We start from the raw sequence: 15,285 nt of genomic DNA, 5'->3' as shown, positions 1-15,285 counted from the left end.
TCGCAACGACCGCCGATCAGCGGTCGCTCTGCTCGCTTTCGTCGTGAACGGCCGTGTGCGACTCGTATGCCCTGACGATCCGCGCCACCATCGGATGACGGACGACGTCGACGTCCTTGAAGCGGACCACCGAAACGCCCTCGACGCCCCTGAGGATCTGCAGAGCCTCGACCAGGCCCGACTTGACGCCGCGCGGCAGGTCGACCTGGCTCGGATCGCCGGTGACGATCATGCGGCCGTTTTCGCCGAGACGGGTCAGGAACATCTTCATCTGCATCGATGTCGTGTTCTGCGCCTCGTCGAGGATGACGGCGGCATTGGCAAGCGTTCGGCCACGCATGAAGGCGAGCGGCGCGATTTCGATGACGCCGGCGGTAATCGCCCGTTCGACCTTGTCGCCCGGCATCATGTCATAGAGCGCGTCGTAGAGCGGCCGGAGATAGGGATCGACCTTCTCCTTCATGTCGCCGGGCAGGAAGCCCAGGCGCTCGCCCGCCTCGACTGCGGGACGCGACAGGATGATGCGATCAACGGCGCCGCGTTCCAACAACTGCGCGGCATGGGCAACGGCAAGATAGGTCTTGCCGGTGCCGGCCGGGCCAACGCCGAAGACCAGTTCAGCACGCTCCATCGCGCGGATATAGGCATCCTGTGTCGGTGTGCGCGCTGCAATCGTCTTCTTGCGCGTCGAAATCTGCGCCATTGTCAATTTGGCTTTACGCTCCATGGTCGGCAATTGTAGCTGATCGTCGGCGGCAACCGCCATACGGATCGCGCCCTCGACATCCGAAGAATCGATCGACGCGCCGCTCTGCAACCGCCCATAGAGATAATCGAGGGCACGGCGCGCCTGATTGGTGGCGACGACGTCACCGGAAATCGCGACGGAATTGCCGCGCGGCCGGGCGTCGATGCGCAGGCGCTCCTCGAGAAGCTTCAAGTTCTGGTCGAACTGGCCGAAGAGCTCGCTGGCGAACCGATTGTTCTCGAATGTCAGCACGAAGTGATTGGCGTCTGTCGCAGAGGTTTTCGACTGGCGCGAGGATGAAGAGATCAGTTCGTGTCCGTTCAAGCGGTTCAGGCTCCTTGTTTTCGGTCCTTACCCGATCATCTCCGCAAACAGGCTGTTCGGCCCGGCCTTGATGATTCGCACCTTGATAATGTCACCGATTTGCGATGCTTTTGCATCAACATTCACGGGCTGCAGCCAAGGGGAACGCCCGACGAGCTGGCCCGGCATGCGTCCTTCTTTCTCCAAAAGTAGGTCGATTTCGCGGCCGACGCAGGATTCGGCAAAGGCGCGCTGCTGCGAAAACAGCAAAGCCTGCAATTTTTCCAAGCGCTTGGCTTTCACGTCCTCGGGAATCTGGCTGCCGAGTTCGGCGCCGGGCGTTCCGGGACGCGTCGAATATTTGAACGAAAATGCCTGTGCATAACCCACCGTCTCGACGAGGCGCATGGTGTCTTCGAAGTCCTCGTCGGTCTCTCCGGGGAAGCCGACAATGAAATCGCCTGACAGAGCGAGGTCCGGTTGGACGGCGCGGATACGCTCGATCAACGCCAGATACTCGGCCGCCGTATGCCTCCGGTTCATCGCCTTGAGGATGCGGTCGGAACCGGACTGCACCGGCAGGTGCAGATAGGGCATCAGCTTCGCCATCGAGCGGTGCGCTTCGATCAGGCTGTCGTCCATGTCCCGCGGGTGGCTTGTGGTGTAGCGCAGCCGGGCAAGGCCTTCGATCTCGCCAAGCCGCCTCAGCAGATCGCCAAGTCCCCATTCGCGGCCGTCGGGCCCGACGCCGTGCCAGGCATTGACGTTCTGGCCGAGCAGGGTGATTTCACGAACGCCGCCGTCGACCAGCTTTTCCGCTTCCGAGACGATCTGCGCGACCGGGCGGGAGACTTCGGACCCACGGGTATAGGGCACGACGCAGAAGGTGCAGAACTTGTCGCACCCCTCCTGCACCGTCAGGAAGGCGGTGACGCCGCGCGCGCGGGTCTTTGCCTTGTCGGGCGCCGGCAGGTGTTCGAACTTGTCCTCGACGGCATAGTCCGTCTGGACGACGCGTTCGCCGCCGCGGGCACGCCTCAGCGCTTCCGGCAGGCGGTGATAGGTGGTCGGGCCGATCACGAGATCGACCGCCGGCGCGCGCCTGAGGATCTCGTCGCCTTCGGCCTGCGCAACGCAGCCGGCAACGCCGATCACCATCTCGCGGCCTTCCTTGGCTTTTGCTTTCTTGAGGTCGCGCAGGCGGCCGAGCTCGGAATAGACCTTTTCCGCCGCCTTCTCGCGAATATGGCAGGTGTTGAGGAGCACGAAATCGGCATCCTCGAGCACGTCGGTCGAGACGTAGCCATCGCGCGACAAGGCATCCGACATGCGGTCGGAATCATAGACGTTCATCTGGCAGCCGTAGGTCTTGACGAAGACCTTGCGGGCCGGCGCGCGCTCGTCGCCCGTGGCGGGCGTAGTCGACAGAAGGGCTGTTTCCTGGGTCATGGCCGGTTACTTAGTGCAAAGTGGCCCGAAGTTGAAGTATTTTCGGCAAGACTGCCTTTGCCGGCAGACGTCAGGCGCGCCCGCGCAAGCGATCCGACAGCATGCCGCGAATGCGCTGCTCGATCTTGCGGCTCACCTCCTTGCGATTGGTGTGCCGGTCGTAGTCGACCGCTTCGCCGAAATCGACGTCGACCTCGATCGCGCCTTCTCGCAGTATCCCGAGCAAATGCGGAACCAGGCCGATATCGCCCGGCCATGCGGCAATCGGTCTGTTGTAGCGCCCCATGGGCATACCGTGGATGCCGGTATAGGAAATGGCGACCGGCTGGACGTGCACCAGACCGGTCGGCGAGTGCGGCACGGCCGAGGCGGCCGCGCCGAAGAGGGAGGTCTTGATCTCCAGCAGGCGATTGCCGTCCGACGTCGTTCCCTCCGGAAAGAGCACGACGATCTCGCCCGCCGCCATGCGCCCGCCCATCTCGTTGACCTGCTTGCCGGTCGAACGCTTCTGCTCGCGCTCGACGAAGATCGACGCCTGCAGCCGTGCGAGAATGCCGAAGACAGGCCAGCTCTTCACTTCGGACTTCGCGACGAAGACGACGTCGGCGACCGAGGAGAGCACAAGAATGTCTTTCCAGGAGGCGTGATTGGCGCAGATGAGCAGCGGTCGCCGGCGCTCGACCTCGCCGTGGACCCGCACCTTGATGCCGAGAAGGTAGCAGGCGAGCCGATGCCAGTATCGCGGCAAGCGGCGGCGGGGTTTCAGATCGAGCCAGAGGCAGACGACCTGGATCGGCATCAGCACAAGCGAAACCAGCGCCAGAAGCGCTGCGAAGATCGCAATCCGTAGCCAATTGATCATCCGGAAAGAGTTCCCGCGCGCGACCCTAGAAAGTTAAAGCGGGATGCGGGCGGAAAACCGCATACACTTTTCCTCATCCCGCTCTTGTGCGCTTGGGACTAGCGAAGATCGAGCCGCATGACAAGCGCGGCGGTCCGTTGACCGGCCTTGTCCTGGTAATAGGCGCGACGTTCGCCGACCTTGTTGAAACCGAGCTTGCGATAGAGCCCGATCGCCGCCTGATTGGTCTCGTCCACTTCGAGGAACAACGCCTCGGAGCCCTTGACCAGGGCCTCGCGCATGGCCGCCTGCATCAGCCGCCAGCCGAGACCGGAGCGTGCATAACGTGGCTCGACGCCGATCGTCAGGATTTCGGCCTCGCCGGCGACGGCGCGCGACAGGACGAAGCCGCCAAAGGCCGGACGGAAGCTGCCATTGGTCTGCCGCGCGACGAAGCCGAACACCGTGTCCTGAACGAGCAGCGCGTGAATTTCGCCATCGCTCCAAGGAGAAGCGAAACGCTGGCGATGCAGCGCCGCCGCCGCGAGCAGGTCGGCTTCCTCCAGCGGGAAGATGTCGAATTCGGTGCGGCGGGTGAAGTAATCGGTGAAGCTCATCTCAGTCTACGCTCGGGCAATCGCGAAGCCCGCCTGCGGCTTGGCATCGGGGCCTCTCAGATATAGCGGTCGCGGCTTGGCCGAGGCTGGATCAGCAGCGGCGCCGAGCGCCGCGACGAAGGCAACATCGATGAGTTCGGGGGGCTTGGACGGCATGTCCTCAGCGATCAAATGCGCGCCGGAACCGCCGATGACACCATCAAAACCGGAGTAGCGTTCGCGCGCCGCTTCGACGGAGAGCGCCTCCGGCTCGCCCGCCGCAACGCCCGCCGCGTCGAAAGCCTGGAGATAGACTTCATCGCGCTTGGCATCGATGGCAGCGAGAACGGGCTTTCCGGGCGTAGCCGCTCGCAACCCCTCCGCCAGAACCGCAAGCGTCGAGACGCCGACTGCGGGTTTGCCAAGCGCCAGCGCCAGCCCGCGGGCAGCCGCCACGCCGACACGAATGCCCGTGAACGAGCCCGGACCGACGGTGACCGCGATGCGATCGATATCGGGAAGCGCGCGACCGGCCAAGGCCAGTGCCTCGTCGACGAACTCCATCAGCCGCTCGGCATGGCCCTTGCCGAGATCGGCACCGGAGCGCCCGAGCACAACGGCCGTTTCGCTGTCGTAGACGGCAGCGGAGCAGCCGGAGCCGGACGTGTCGATCGCAAGTACAATCATTTCAACGCTGGATCTTTCAGACGCCACAGGCCGCAAAGCCGACCGGTTTTGCGGCAAATCAATACTACTACAGTGCCGCGCGTCTTAGCAGACACGCAATGGTCGCAGTAGCACTTTTGAAGCGCTGTGTGTCTTTGCCCTTAAGCGGCTCGGATTAAAGGAAGCATGCACCAGGTTGGGTCCGGATACAGACGGAAAACCGCGCACACTTTTCCCCACCCCGCCTTCGTTCACAAAACGCCGGACGACGTCCGGGGTCAGACGGACTCGACGGCTTCCACCTCGGGAACGAAATGGCGCAGCAGGTTCTGCACGCCATGCTTCAGCGTCGCCGTGGACGACGGGCAACCGGAGCAGGCGCCCTTCATGTTGAGGAATACGGTGCCGTCCTTGAAGCCGCGGAAGGTGATGTCGCCACCGTCCTGGGCAACGGCCGGGCGCACGCGGGTTTCCAGCAGTTCCTTGATCGTCGCGACGATCGTCTCGTCACCCTCGTCGAAGAACTCGTCCTCCTGGTCCGACTGCTCGGCGCGGCCGCTGCCGGCCATGATCGCCTGGCCCGACATGAAGTGCTCCATGATCGAACCGAGGATCGCCGGCTTCAGATGCTGCCATTCCTGGCCTTCCTTGCTGACGGTAATGAAATCATAGCCGAAATAGACACCGGTGACGCCCGGGATCGAAAACAGCCGTGCCGCCAGCGGCGAGCCGGCGCGCGCTTCTTCCTCGTCGCGGAACTCGGCGGTGCCGTTTTCCAGAACAACCTTGCCCGGCAAAAACTTCAGTGTGGCCGGGTTCGGCGTGGCTTCGGTCTGAATGAACATGTCTGTCTCCGTTTCGCCGGGAGCGGCTTTCGCCCAGCTCTTTAGAATAATTCAAAAGAATATAAGGGCATGGCCCTGCGGCCGCAAGGGCACATAGCGACGCAGATCAACTGAGCGCGTCGATCTCCTCATCCGTCAGCGCATCGGGGATGACGGTGACGGGAATCGGGAAAGCTGCAGCCTTGCCCGCGATCGACGACACCAGGGGACCTGGGCCCTCTTTCGCCGATCCTGCGGCCAGCACCAGAATGGCGATGTCGCGGTCCTCTTCGATCGCCGCATGGATCTGCTCCGTGGCAGTCCCCTCGCGGATGACGATCTCGGGTTCGATACCGATCCGCTCGCGGACCGACTGAGCCACCTTGGCGAGCGTCGCCTCGGCTTCCTCGCGCGCTTCCGCACGCATGATTTCCTCGACCCCCAGCCATTGCTGGAAGTCGCCATCGGCGATCACATAGAGCAGGACGAGACCGCCATTGGAGTTCTTGGCGCGCATGCCCGCATAGTGCACGGCGCGGTCGCATTCCGGGGTATCGTCTATCACCGCCATGAATTTGCGGCGGTGACCTTCAAGTCGAGAGAGTCGGGTCGAGACCATAGGGTGAACATTACATCCCGGGCGTGCCGCCGCAAGGTCTCATTTTGGCGTTTTGGAGCGGGACGAGGAAAAAGTGCATATGGTTTTCCACCCGTCCCGCTCCGATCCGTCAGGATCGATGGCAACGGTGATTTTGGGTCGTGGGACCCAAAATCACCGGATTACTGCAGAAAACCGATGATCTCGCGCACTTCGCGCATCGTCTTTTCCGCGCGCACCCGCGCACGCTCGCCGCCATCGCGGAGAATTGCGTCGATATGGGCGGTGTCGCCCATCAGGCGCCGCATCTCGCCGGTGATCGGCGACAGGACCTCGACCGCGAGGTCGACGAGCGCCGGCTTGAAGACCGAGAACTGCTGCCCGCCGAACTCGGCAAGCACCTGTTCCTTGGTCTTGTCCGAGAGCGCGGCGTAGATGCCGACGAGATTTTCCGCCTCCGGGCGTCCCTTCAGGCCATCGAGCTCGCTCGGAAGCGCGTCCGGATCGGTCTTGGCCTTGCGGATCTTCTTCGAAATCGTCTCGGCATCGTCCATGAGGTTGACGCGCGAAAGATCCGACGGATCGGACTTCGACATCTTCTTGGTGCCATCGCGCAGCGACATGACACGCGGCGTCGCGCCACCGATCAGCGGCTCCACCGGCGGGAAATAGGCATGGATCGGCTCCTCGCCGACGACGATGTCGACACCGCAGCCGGCGCTGCGAATATGCTCCATGAAATCGATATTGAACTTCTGCGCGATGTCGCGCGTCAGCTCCAGATGCTGCTTCTGGTCATCGCCGACAGGAACATGGGTGGCGCGATAGACGAGGATGTCAGCCGCCATCAGGCTCGGATAGGCGAGCAGGCCGAGCGAGGCGTTCTCGCGGTCCTTGCCGGCCTTGTCCTTGAACTGCGTCATGCGGTTCATCCAGCCGATGCGGGCGACGCAGTTGAAGATCCAGGCGAGTTCGGCGTGCTGCGGCACCGCCGACTGATTGAAGACGATATGTTTCTTCGGATCGATGCCCGAAGCGATGAAGGCGGCGGCGATCGAGCGGATCTGCCCCTTCAGGTCCTCGTGCACGAGCTGAGCGGTGATCGAATGCAGGTCGACGACGCAATAGATGCAGTCGTTGTTTTCCTGCAGCGCCACGAACTTGCGGATCGCGCCGAGATAGTTGCCGAGATGGAGATTGCCCGTCGGCTGAACGCCGGAAAATACGAGCGGCTTGAATTCGTTCATGTCGTCCTCAATAGGCTGGTGGAGGGCCCCAGGGCCGGCTGGCCCATGTTGCTAACGGCATGGCTTATGCACGGGTCCCGGGAGGCAATCAAGAGGGCGAAACGCGGTCTACTCGGCAGGCTGCAGCAGGTCCCAGTGGTTGCCGAACGGGTCGCTGAAGACGGCAACGGTGCCATAGGGCTCGTGACGCGGCGCTTCGAGAAAGACGACTCCCTCGGCAAGCATCGACCTATGGTCTCGGGCAAAATCGTCGGTAAACAGGAAGAAGCCGACGCGGCCTCCGGTCTGGTTGCCGATCGCCGCCTGCTGGCGTTCGCCATCGGCCTTGGCGAGCAGCATCGATGTTTCGACGGCCCCCTTGGGACGGACGACGACCCAACGCTTATCTGCGTCGAGTGCGGTGTCTTCGACGAGATCGAAGCCGAGCTTGCCGCAATAGAAGGCGATGCCCGCGTCGTAGTCCGGCACGACCAGGGCAATGCGTGCGATGGTCTGGCGCATCAGTCCCCTGTCTCCGGTGCCGCGACGGGCGCCGCGGGCGCTTTCGCCCCGCGTTTGAGATTGCGACGGATCATGCCGAGGCTGGCACCACCAAGGCCGAAAGCAAGCGCGAAGTAGATGACCATGGCAACAGCGACCAGACCCGATAGCGTCACCGTCCGGGTGAGCAGCGGCGCGGCAGAGGAGAGCTCGAAGGCAAACCAGTCGATGGCGAAATAGAGCGCCGCGGCCATGCCCGCCGCCGCTATGACGAGACGCGGGATACGGGTGAGCAGCGGCATGTCCCTGCCCCAATGGCCGCGCCAGACGAGTGTCGCAAAGAGCAGGACGGCATTCACCCAGCCGGCAACGATCTCGGCCGTCGCGATGCCGCTGGCGCCGAGCCGCGGAAACAAAGTGAGCGCAAGCGACACGTTCACAACGACGGAGATGGCAGCGAAGATCATCGGCGTGCGCGTATCCTCGCGCGCGAAGAAGCCGGGAATGAAGGCCTTGATCAGCACGAAAGCCGGCAGGCCGAGACCGTAGATAGCCAGGATGTGACCGACGATGACGGTCGAATCCGGCGAGAACTTGCCGCGCTCGAAGAGCAGCCGAACGATCGGCTCGGACATGACCAATAGCGCGGCCGCGGCCGGAAGCGTCAGGAACAGCGTGAACTCGACCGAGCGGTTCTGCAGGTTCGACGCTTCAGCGAGATTGCCGGAACGCAGCGCCCGGGCGAGTTCCGGCAGAAGCACGGTTGCGACCGCGATGCCGACGACGCCGAGCGGAAGCTGGTAGATGCGGTCGGCATAAACCAGCGACGAGACCGCGCCTTCGCTCGCCGAAGCGATGTTGGTGTTGATCAGCAGGTTGATCTGGGTGATGCCGCCCGTGATTGCCGCCGGCAGGGCGAGCACCAGCAGGCGCCTGACGCTGGCGGTCATCTTCGGTCGGCGGAGGCCGATCTTTATGCCGGCGTCGCGTACGGCGAACCAGACAATGGCAAGCTGCACCAGGCCGGCCGCCATGACGCCCCAGGAAAGGGCATAGCCGACGGCCACCGGATCCTGCCCCGCAAACCAGGCATAGGCCAATACCCCGATCAGGATGACGTTGAGGAACACCGGCGCAATCGCTGCCGCGAAGAAGCGGTGCAGCGAATTCAGCATGCCGCCCATCATCGCCGCCAGCGACATGCAGGCGAGATAGGGGAACATGATGGCTGCAAAGACGATGGTGTTGCCGAGCTTCTCGGGATCGTCAGCAAAGCCCGGGGCGATCAGGTTGCTGACGATGAAGGGCATCGTCAGTTCCATCGCGATCGTCAGGAACAACAGGACAGTGAAGAGAACGCCGAACACTTCCTCGGAGAAACGCCGCGCGCCCTCCATGCCGTTCGCCTCGATCTCCTTGGCAAAGAGCGGCACGAAAGCGGAATTGAAGGCGCCCTCGGCAAACAACCGGCGAAAGGTGTTGGGCAGGCGAAAGGCGGTATTGAAGGCGTCGGCGACCGGGCCTGTGCCGAGAGCGGCGGCCATGAAGGTTTCGCGGATGAAGCCGAACAGGCGGCTTCCAAGGGTCGCGCCGCCGACGGTTGCAAATTTCTTGACCAGACTCATGTTTCGGCTTTTGTCGTTCTTTGAGCGGAGGAGACGCCCGGTGGCGGCGCGATGATGCCGGAGGGCATGCGGTCGCGGGCTTCGTCACCCTCGCCGGCCATGACGGCCTTGAGGCGGGCGGCAATGTTCATCTGACGGTTTTCGCTCGTCACCTTCTGGCCGACGAGGTCGGTGACGTAGAAGGTATCAATCACCTTCTCGCCGAAGGTGGTGATGTGCGCCGAGGCGATGTCGAGCGAGAGATCGGAGAGCACAGCGGTGATCTCGGACAAGAGGCCCGGACGGTCGAGACCCTCGACCTCGATCACCGTGAACTTGTTCGACAGCGTGTTGCTGATCGTCACCTCGGGCGTCACGGTGAAGGCCCTGGTGCGCTTCTTCACCTTGGTTCTGCTGGCGATCACTTCCGGCAAGCGCTTGCGGCCGGCAAGCACATCCTCGATCAGCTTGCCGATGCTGGCAGCCCGCCGCATCTCGTCCTCGTCCACGGAGAACTCGCGGTTGACCAGGATCGTATCCAGCGCCCGACCGTCCGACGTCGTGAAGATCTGGGCGTCGACGATGTTGGCGCCCGCAGCCGCGCAGGCGCCGGCAATCACGGTCAGGAGACGCGGATGGTCCGGTGAGAGCACCGTGATTTCGGTGATCGCATGGAACTGGTGCGTGCGCACCATGGTCGCCAACGCCTTGCCGGCGGCATCGGCCTCGCGGATGAAACGCGCATGGCGCATCTGGTCTTCCAGCGCCACCGTCAGCAGATAGGGCTGATAATGCAGGCGAACATAGGCGTCGCGCTCCTTCTCGGACCAGTCCGTCAGTGCCTCGCCCAACATCGTCGCAGCGTGGGCCGCGCGCTCCTTGCGTGACAATTCGGAGAAACCGCCCGACAACAGCAGCTCGGTCTCGTAGTAGAGCGTGCGCAGAAGCTGGCCCTTCCAGCCGTTCCAGACACCGGGGCCGACGGCCCGGATATCGCAGACCGTCAGCACCAGCAGCATCTTCAGCCGGTCGAGCGACTGCACCCGTTCGGCAAAGTCGACGATCGTCTTGCGGTCGTTGAGGTCGCGCGTCTGGGCGACCATCGACATCGTCAGATGTTCCTCGATCAGCCAGGCGACGAGTTCGGTCTGTTTCGGCGAAAGCCCGAAGCGCGGGCAGAGACGCCGGGCCACTTTGGCGCCGGCGACCGAATGGTCCTCCGGCCGGCCCTTGGCGATGTCGTGCAGGAGCACGGCGACATAGAGCGCCTCGCGATCCTCGATCCCCGGCATCAACTTGGCGACCAGCGGATGCGCCTCTTCCTCGATGCCGCCCTCGATGCGCGAGAGAACGTCGACGGTGCGCAGCAGGTGCTCATCGACCGTATAGTGATGATACATGTTGAACTGCATCATCGAGACGATCTTGCCGAAATCCGGAATGAAGCGGCCAAGCACGCCCGCCTCGTTCATGCGCCTGAGGATCAGCTCCGGCTTGCGGCGCGAGGTGAGGATCGACAGGAACAGACGGTTCGCCTCCTCGTTCTCGCGCAGGTGCGGTGTGATCAGGCTCAGCGAGCGCGTCACCTGGCGCAGAGCCGCCGGATGAAACTCGAGCCCGTTGATATCGGCGATGTGGAAGAAGCGCAGCAGGTTGACCGGGTCGCGCTTGAAGACATCGGGGCTTGCGAGCGCGATGCGGCCGCCATCGTCGACGAAATCCAACGTGCCGGCGATCTTGCGGCTGCGATGGGTGAAACGGCCGATGATCCCGGAAATGCCGGGCGCGTCCTTCGCCTGCTGGTCTTCGAGCGCTGCGCAGAAGATGCGCGTCAGGTCGCCGACATCTTTCGCCACCAGGAAGTAGTGCTTCATGAAGCGTTCGACGGCAGAGAGGCCGGGATGGTCGTGATAGCCGAGCGCTTCTGCGATCTCGCGCTGGATGTCGAAAGACAGCCGCTCTTCCGCCTTGCCGGTCAGGAAATGCATGTGGCAGCGCACGGCCCAGAGGAAGTCCTCGGCCTTCTGGAAGAGCTTGTATTCCTGCCGCGACAAGACCCCAAGCTTGACGAGGTCGGCGGTATCCTTGAGCCGGTAGAAATACTTGGCGATCCAGAACAGCGTGTGCAGGTCGCGAAGGCCGCCTTTGCCTTCCTTGACGTTCGGCTCGACGAGATAGCGCGTATCGCCCGCCTTGCGGTGGCGCTCGTCACGCTCGGCAAGCTTGGCGGCGATGAAATCCGGGCCTGTGTTGCGCACGATCTCGTGGTCGAAACGCGTTTCGAGCTCGGTGCTCAGCGCCCCGGAACCGCAGATGTAACGCGTCTCCAGAATGGCCGTGCGGATCGTCATGTCGGCGCGCGACAGTCGGATGCATTCGTCGATGGTGCGGGTGGCGTGGCCGACCTTGAAGCCCAGATCCCAGAGGATATAGAGCATGAACTCGATCGCCGGCTCCGCCCAGACGGCCTTCTTGACCGGTAGCAGGAACAGAAGATCGATATCCGAACCCGGCGCCAGCGTGCCGCGGCCATAACCGCCGACTGCAGCCACCGCGATGCGCGAGGCCAGCGGCGCGTTGGCGGCGTCGAAGATCTCGTTCAGCACGAAATCATGCAGCACGGTGATCAGCTGATCCTGCAGCCAGGAAATGCGCTCGGCGCAGAGAATACCGGCGCCGTCGGCGTTGAACAGCTCGCGCGCCTTCGTCCGGCCAGCGGTATTCGCCTGCTTGAAGGCGGCAAGCAGCGCCTGGCGCATCGGCTCGCGCTGCTCGGCATGGGCCGAGGCGATGAAGTCGCATTTCGCCCGCAGCGCTGCGACGTCGAGGATCTCGGGGAAGGATATTTCGTGTCTGCCCATGAAGTGCCGAGGGGCGTCCTGTCCGACTGGTTGCGTGGTCGCTCTAGCAAGAGCTCCTGCATGATCCTTGCGACCGAGGCCGAAAAAAGACCACACAGCATTTCAATCGCCGCGCCGGCAAAGGCGCGCGGCGCTGTATAGCCTTTTTACCGGCACCTGCACAGGAAAAAGGCGCGCACCGTTTCAGCCCATTTCAACGGTTGGCGGGATGCCGGCGGAAAGCCGCACACACCTTTCCTCATCCCGCCTTGGCGGCGCTCAGTTCCTTCTTCAGCGCGTAGAGCGCGTCGAGTGCTTCGCGCGGCGTCATGTCGTCCGGGTTCAGCGCCTTCAGCGCCTCCTCGACCTTGGACGGACCTGCGGCCTTCACCTCTTCGCGGCGGATCGCCACCTGGAAGAGCGGCAGATCGTCGATCAGCTGGCTCGCCGGGTTCTTGCGGTCGGCATCCTCGAGCTTGGCGAGCACGTCCTTGGCGCGCGCCACCACCGAGGCCGGCAGGCCGGCAAGGCGGGCGACCTGAATACCGTAGGAGCGGTCGGCAGCGCCCGGCCCCACTTCGTGCAGGAAGATCACGTCGCCGTGCCATTCCTTCACGCGCATGGTCGCGTTCGAGAGACGTCCGAGCTTTTCCGAAAGCACGGTCAGCTCATGGAAGTGGGTGGCGAACAGGCCACGGCAGCGGTTCGCCTCGTGCAGATGTTCGACCGCCGCCCAGGCGATCGAGAGGCCGTCGAAGGTGGCGGTGCCGCGGCCGATCTCGTCGAGGATCACCAGCGAGCGGTCGGTCGCCTGGTTGAGGATTGCCGCCGTCTCGACCATCTCGACCATGAAGGTCGAGCGCCCACGCGCCAGGTCGTCGGAGGCGCCGACGCGGGAGAACAACCGGTCGACGATGCCGATATGGGCGCTCGCGGCAGGAACGAAAGTCCCCATCTGCGCCATGATCGCGATCAGCGCGTTCTGGCGCAGGAAGGTCGATTTACCGCCCATGTTGGGACCGGTGAGCAGCCAGATCGCGCCGCCCTCCTCGCCGTCCGGCGGCGAGAGATCGCAGCCATTGGCGACGAAGGCATTGGCCGCCTGGCGTTTCAAGGCCTGCTCGACCACCGGATGGCGGCCGCCGTCGATGGCGAACATGCGCGAGCGGTCGACGGTCGGGCGGGCATAGGCCTGCTCTTCGGCAAGCACGGCGAGACCGACCGAGACATCGACCGTCGCAAGCGCCAATGCCGCCGCCTTGAGCGTCTCGGCGGCGGCGACGACCTCGGCCGTCATCTGGTCGAAAGCCTCGATCTCGATCGACAGTGCCCGGTCGGCGGCGTTGGCGATCTTGCTTTCGAGCTCGGCCAGTTCCGTCGTGGTGAAGCGCATGGCATTCGCCATGGTCTGGCGATGGATGAAACGGGCACGGCCGGCATCCGTGTCGGTCATCGAGCCGGCATTGCCGGCGGTTACCTCGATGAAATAACCGAGCACGTTGTTGTGCTTGATCTTCAGCGACTTGATGCCGGTCTCTTCGGAATATTGCAGTTGCAGGCCGGCGATCACCCGGCGCGACTGGTCGCGCAGAGCTCGCACTTCGTCGAGCTCGGCATTGGCGCCTTCGCGCAGGAAACCGCCGTCGCGTTTGAGGAGCGGAAGTTCCTCGCCAAGCATGGCGTCGAGCAGGCCGAGCAGACTGGCGGGCAGCGCGTCGATCGCGGCCCGCGCATCCTTCAGCTCATCCGACAGCGTGCCCGCCGCCATCAAGCGTGAAATCGACGCGGAGGCACGCAAGCCGGCCTGAATGGCGCCGAGGTCTCGCGGGCCGCCGCGGCCGAGCGCCAGCCGCGACAGGGCGCGCGGCATATCCGGCGCCCGCCGCAGCGCGTCGCGCAGGTCGCCCGCGAAGGAAGGCTGGTCCGCAAGGATCTCGATCGAGTCGAGACGCTGGTTGATGCGATCCGGATCGGTCAGCGGCGACATCAGCCGCTCGGCGAGAAGCCGTGCGCCGCCGCTTGTTACCGTTCGGTCGAGCGCCTTCAGAAGCGTCCCTTCGCGCGCGCCCGACAGGGTCTTGACCAGCTCGAGGTTGGCGCGGGTCGCCGGATCGATGAACAGCGTCGATGCGGCGCTTTCGCGCTCGGGGATGCCGAGCGCCGGACGCTCGGCAAGCTGGGTCTTCTCGACATAGGAGATCGCGGCCGAGGCGGCCGCCAGCTCCGCACGCGAGAACGTGCCGAAGCCATCGAGCGTCTTCACGCCGAAATAGCGGGCGATACGCCCCTCGGCCGTCGCGCTGTCGAACAGCACCGCCGGCTGCGGCACCGCCACGCGGCCGAGCACGTCGAAGACAGCCCTCACTTCCGGGTCGTGGAAGACGGTATCGGCAAGGATCAGTTCGCGCGGCTCGATACGCAGGATATCGGCGAGGAGCCGGTTTTCCGCGGTCTCGGCCAAGCGGAAGATGCCGGTGGAGATATCGATCCAGGCGAGCGCGTATGCCGGTTCGGATCCGCTCCTGATCCGCGCCAGGGCCATCAGATAGTTGGTCTCCGACGGCGACAGAAGCTTCTCTTCGGTGATCGTGCCAGGCGTCACCAGGCGCACGACGTCGCGGCGCACCACCGACTTGCTGCCGCGCTTCTTTGCTTCCGCCGGATCTTCCACCTGCTCGCAGACGGCAACACGGAAGCCGAGCCCGATCAGTTTCTGCAAATAATCGTCGGCGGCATGCACCGGCACGCCGCACATCGGGATCTCCTGGCCCATGTGCTGGCCGCGCTTGGTAAGCGTGATGCCGAGCGCCCGCGACGCCTCGACCGCGTCCTGGAAGAACAGCTCGTAGAAGTCGCCCATGCGATAGAACAGGAGCGAATCCGGGTTGTTCGCCTTGATCTCGATGAACTGCTCCATCATCGGCGTCGCCGAGGAGCGGCTCTCCTCGGTCGCCAGATCGGCTGCGGACAACACCTCGCCGGCGCGGTTCGATTGGTCTGACACGAAATTCATGATTGTCCCGAAAAAAGAGATGGCACACTATCCCCAAGCAATTATAGACGACAACCATAAAGAGGCGCGCCGCAAG

At 63.8% G+C, this 15,285-nt stretch carries 12 protein-coding genes; all 12 read right to left on the bottom strand.

Going from position 1 to position 15,285, the window contains the following annotated elements; translation table 11 throughout:
- Positions 1–16: 16 nt before the first annotated feature.
- The 12 genes from AC1Z3V_RS19205 to mutS all read right to left on the bottom strand — a co-directional run bounded on the left by AC1Z3V_RS19205 (position 17) and on the right by mutS (position 15,209).
- Positions 17–1,072 carry a PhoH family protein gene (locus AC1Z3V_RS19205; protein ID WP_429811032.1) on the bottom strand — a complete coding sequence of 352 codons (1,056 nt, stop codon included), beginning with the start codon at positions 1,070–1,072 and terminating at the stop codon, positions 17–19.
- Between the two features lie 27 nt (positions 1,073–1,099).
- Positions 1,100–2,500 carry a tRNA (N6-isopentenyl adenosine(37)-C2)-methylthiotransferase MiaB gene (gene miaB / locus AC1Z3V_RS19200; protein WP_483501120.1) on the bottom strand — a complete coding sequence of 467 codons (1,401 nt, stop codon included), beginning with the start codon at positions 2,498–2,500 and terminating at the stop codon, positions 1,100–1,102.
- Positions 2,501–2,570: 70 nt separating this feature from the next.
- Positions 2,571–3,362 carry a lyso-ornithine lipid O-acyltransferase gene (gene olsA / locus AC1Z3V_RS19195; protein ID WP_483501118.1) on the bottom strand — a complete coding sequence of 264 codons (792 nt, stop codon included), beginning with the start codon at positions 3,360–3,362 and terminating at the stop codon, positions 2,571–2,573.
- Positions 3,363–3,460: 98 nt separating this feature from the next.
- Complete coding sequence (locus AC1Z3V_RS19190; RefSeq protein WP_483501116.1) at positions 3,461–3,958, bottom strand: GNAT family N-acetyltransferase; 498 nt, start codon at positions 3,956–3,958, stop codon at positions 3,461–3,463.
- A 6-nt stretch (positions 3,959–3,964) separates the two neighbouring features.
- Positions 3,965–4,624 (bottom strand): tRNA (adenosine(37)-N6)-threonylcarbamoyltransferase complex dimerization subunit type 1 TsaB, encoded by a 660-nt coding sequence (gene tsaB / locus AC1Z3V_RS19185; protein WP_483501114.1) that lies wholly within the window; start codon positions 4,622–4,624, stop codon positions 3,965–3,967.
- Positions 4,625–4,881: 257 nt separating this feature from the next.
- On the bottom strand, positions 4,882–5,448 hold the full coding sequence (locus AC1Z3V_RS19180; protein WP_483501112.1) for a NifU family protein: 567 nt from the start codon (positions 5,446–5,448) through the stop codon (positions 4,882–4,884).
- A 106-nt stretch (positions 5,449–5,554) separates the two neighbouring features.
- Complete coding sequence (locus AC1Z3V_RS19175; RefSeq protein WP_483501110.1) at positions 5,555–6,046, bottom strand: universal stress protein; 492 nt, start codon at positions 6,044–6,046, stop codon at positions 5,555–5,557.
- A 161-nt stretch (positions 6,047–6,207) separates the two neighbouring features.
- Positions 6,208–7,272, bottom strand: a complete 1,065-nt coding sequence (trpS, locus tag AC1Z3V_RS19170; RefSeq protein WP_483501108.1) for a tryptophan--tRNA ligase — start codon at positions 7,270–7,272, stop codon at positions 6,208–6,210.
- A gap of 108 nt (positions 7,273–7,380) precedes the next feature.
- Entirely contained in the window at positions 7,381–7,773 is a 393-nt protein-coding gene (locus AC1Z3V_RS19165; protein ID WP_483501106.1) for a VOC family protein, read from the bottom strand.
- Positions 7,773–9,377 carry a murein biosynthesis integral membrane protein MurJ gene (murJ, locus tag AC1Z3V_RS19160; protein WP_483501105.1) on the bottom strand — a complete coding sequence of 535 codons (1,605 nt, stop codon included), beginning with the start codon at positions 9,375–9,377 and terminating at the stop codon, positions 7,773–7,775. The genes AC1Z3V_RS19165 and murJ overlap by 1 nt, the downstream gene beginning before the upstream one ends.
- Positions 9,374–12,217 carry a [protein-PII] uridylyltransferase gene (locus AC1Z3V_RS19155; RefSeq protein ID WP_483501104.1) on the bottom strand — a complete coding sequence of 948 codons (2,844 nt, stop codon included), beginning with the start codon at positions 12,215–12,217 and terminating at the stop codon, positions 9,374–9,376. The genes murJ and AC1Z3V_RS19155 overlap by 4 nt, the downstream gene beginning before the upstream one ends.
- Before the next feature lie 238 nt (positions 12,218–12,455).
- Complete coding sequence (gene mutS, locus AC1Z3V_RS19150; protein ID WP_483501102.1) at positions 12,456–15,209, bottom strand: DNA mismatch repair protein MutS; 2,754 nt, start codon at positions 15,207–15,209, stop codon at positions 12,456–12,458.
- Between the last annotated feature and the right edge of the window lie 76 nt (positions 15,210–15,285).

The sequence above is a fragment of the Ensifer sp. 38_S197 genome (assembly GCF_056924495.1).
The sequence above is the reverse complement of the archived record's forward strand: the minus strand, read 5'-3'. Positions and strand labels throughout refer to the sequence as shown.

What these genes read in the sequence shown, in the direction of transcription:
- AC1Z3V_RS19180 (WP_483501112.1), bottom strand. Translation starts at nt 5,448, where the DNA reads ATGTTCATTCAGACCGAAGCCACGCCGAACCCGGCCACACTGAAGTTT.
- miaB (WP_483501120.1), bottom strand. Translation starts at nt 2,500, where the DNA reads ATGACCCAGGAAACAGCCCTTCTGTCGACTACGCCCGCCACGGGCGAC.
- AC1Z3V_RS19155 (WP_483501104.1), bottom strand. Translation starts at nt 12,217, where the DNA reads ATGGGCAGACACGAAATATCCTTCCCCGAGATCCTCGACGTCGCAGCG.
- olsA (WP_483501118.1), bottom strand. Translation starts at nt 3,362, where the DNA reads ATGATCAATTGGCTACGGATTGCGATCTTCGCAGCGCTTCTGGCGCTG.
- AC1Z3V_RS19175 (WP_483501110.1), bottom strand. Translation starts at nt 6,046, where the DNA reads ATGGTCTCGACCCGACTCTCTCGACTTGAAGGTCACCGCCGCAAATTC.
- mutS (WP_483501102.1), bottom strand. Translation starts at nt 15,209, where the DNA reads ATGAATTTCGTGTCAGACCAATCGAACCGCGCCGGCGAGGTGTTGTCC.
- AC1Z3V_RS19165 (WP_483501106.1), bottom strand. Translation starts at nt 7,773, where the DNA reads ATGCGCCAGACCATCGCACGCATTGCCCTGGTCGTGCCGGACTACGAC.
- murJ (WP_483501105.1), bottom strand. Translation starts at nt 9,377, where the DNA reads ATGAGTCTGGTCAAGAAATTTGCAACCGTCGGCGGCGCGACCCTTGGA.
- AC1Z3V_RS19190 (WP_483501116.1), bottom strand. Translation starts at nt 3,958, where the DNA reads ATGAGCTTCACCGATTACTTCACCCGCCGCACCGAATTCGACATCTTC.
- trpS (WP_483501108.1), bottom strand. Translation starts at nt 7,272, where the DNA reads ATGAACGAATTCAAGCCGCTCGTATTTTCCGGCGTTCAGCCGACGGGC.
- tsaB (WP_483501114.1), bottom strand. Translation starts at nt 4,624, where the DNA reads ATGATTGTACTTGCGATCGACACGTCCGGCTCCGGCTGCTCCGCTGCC.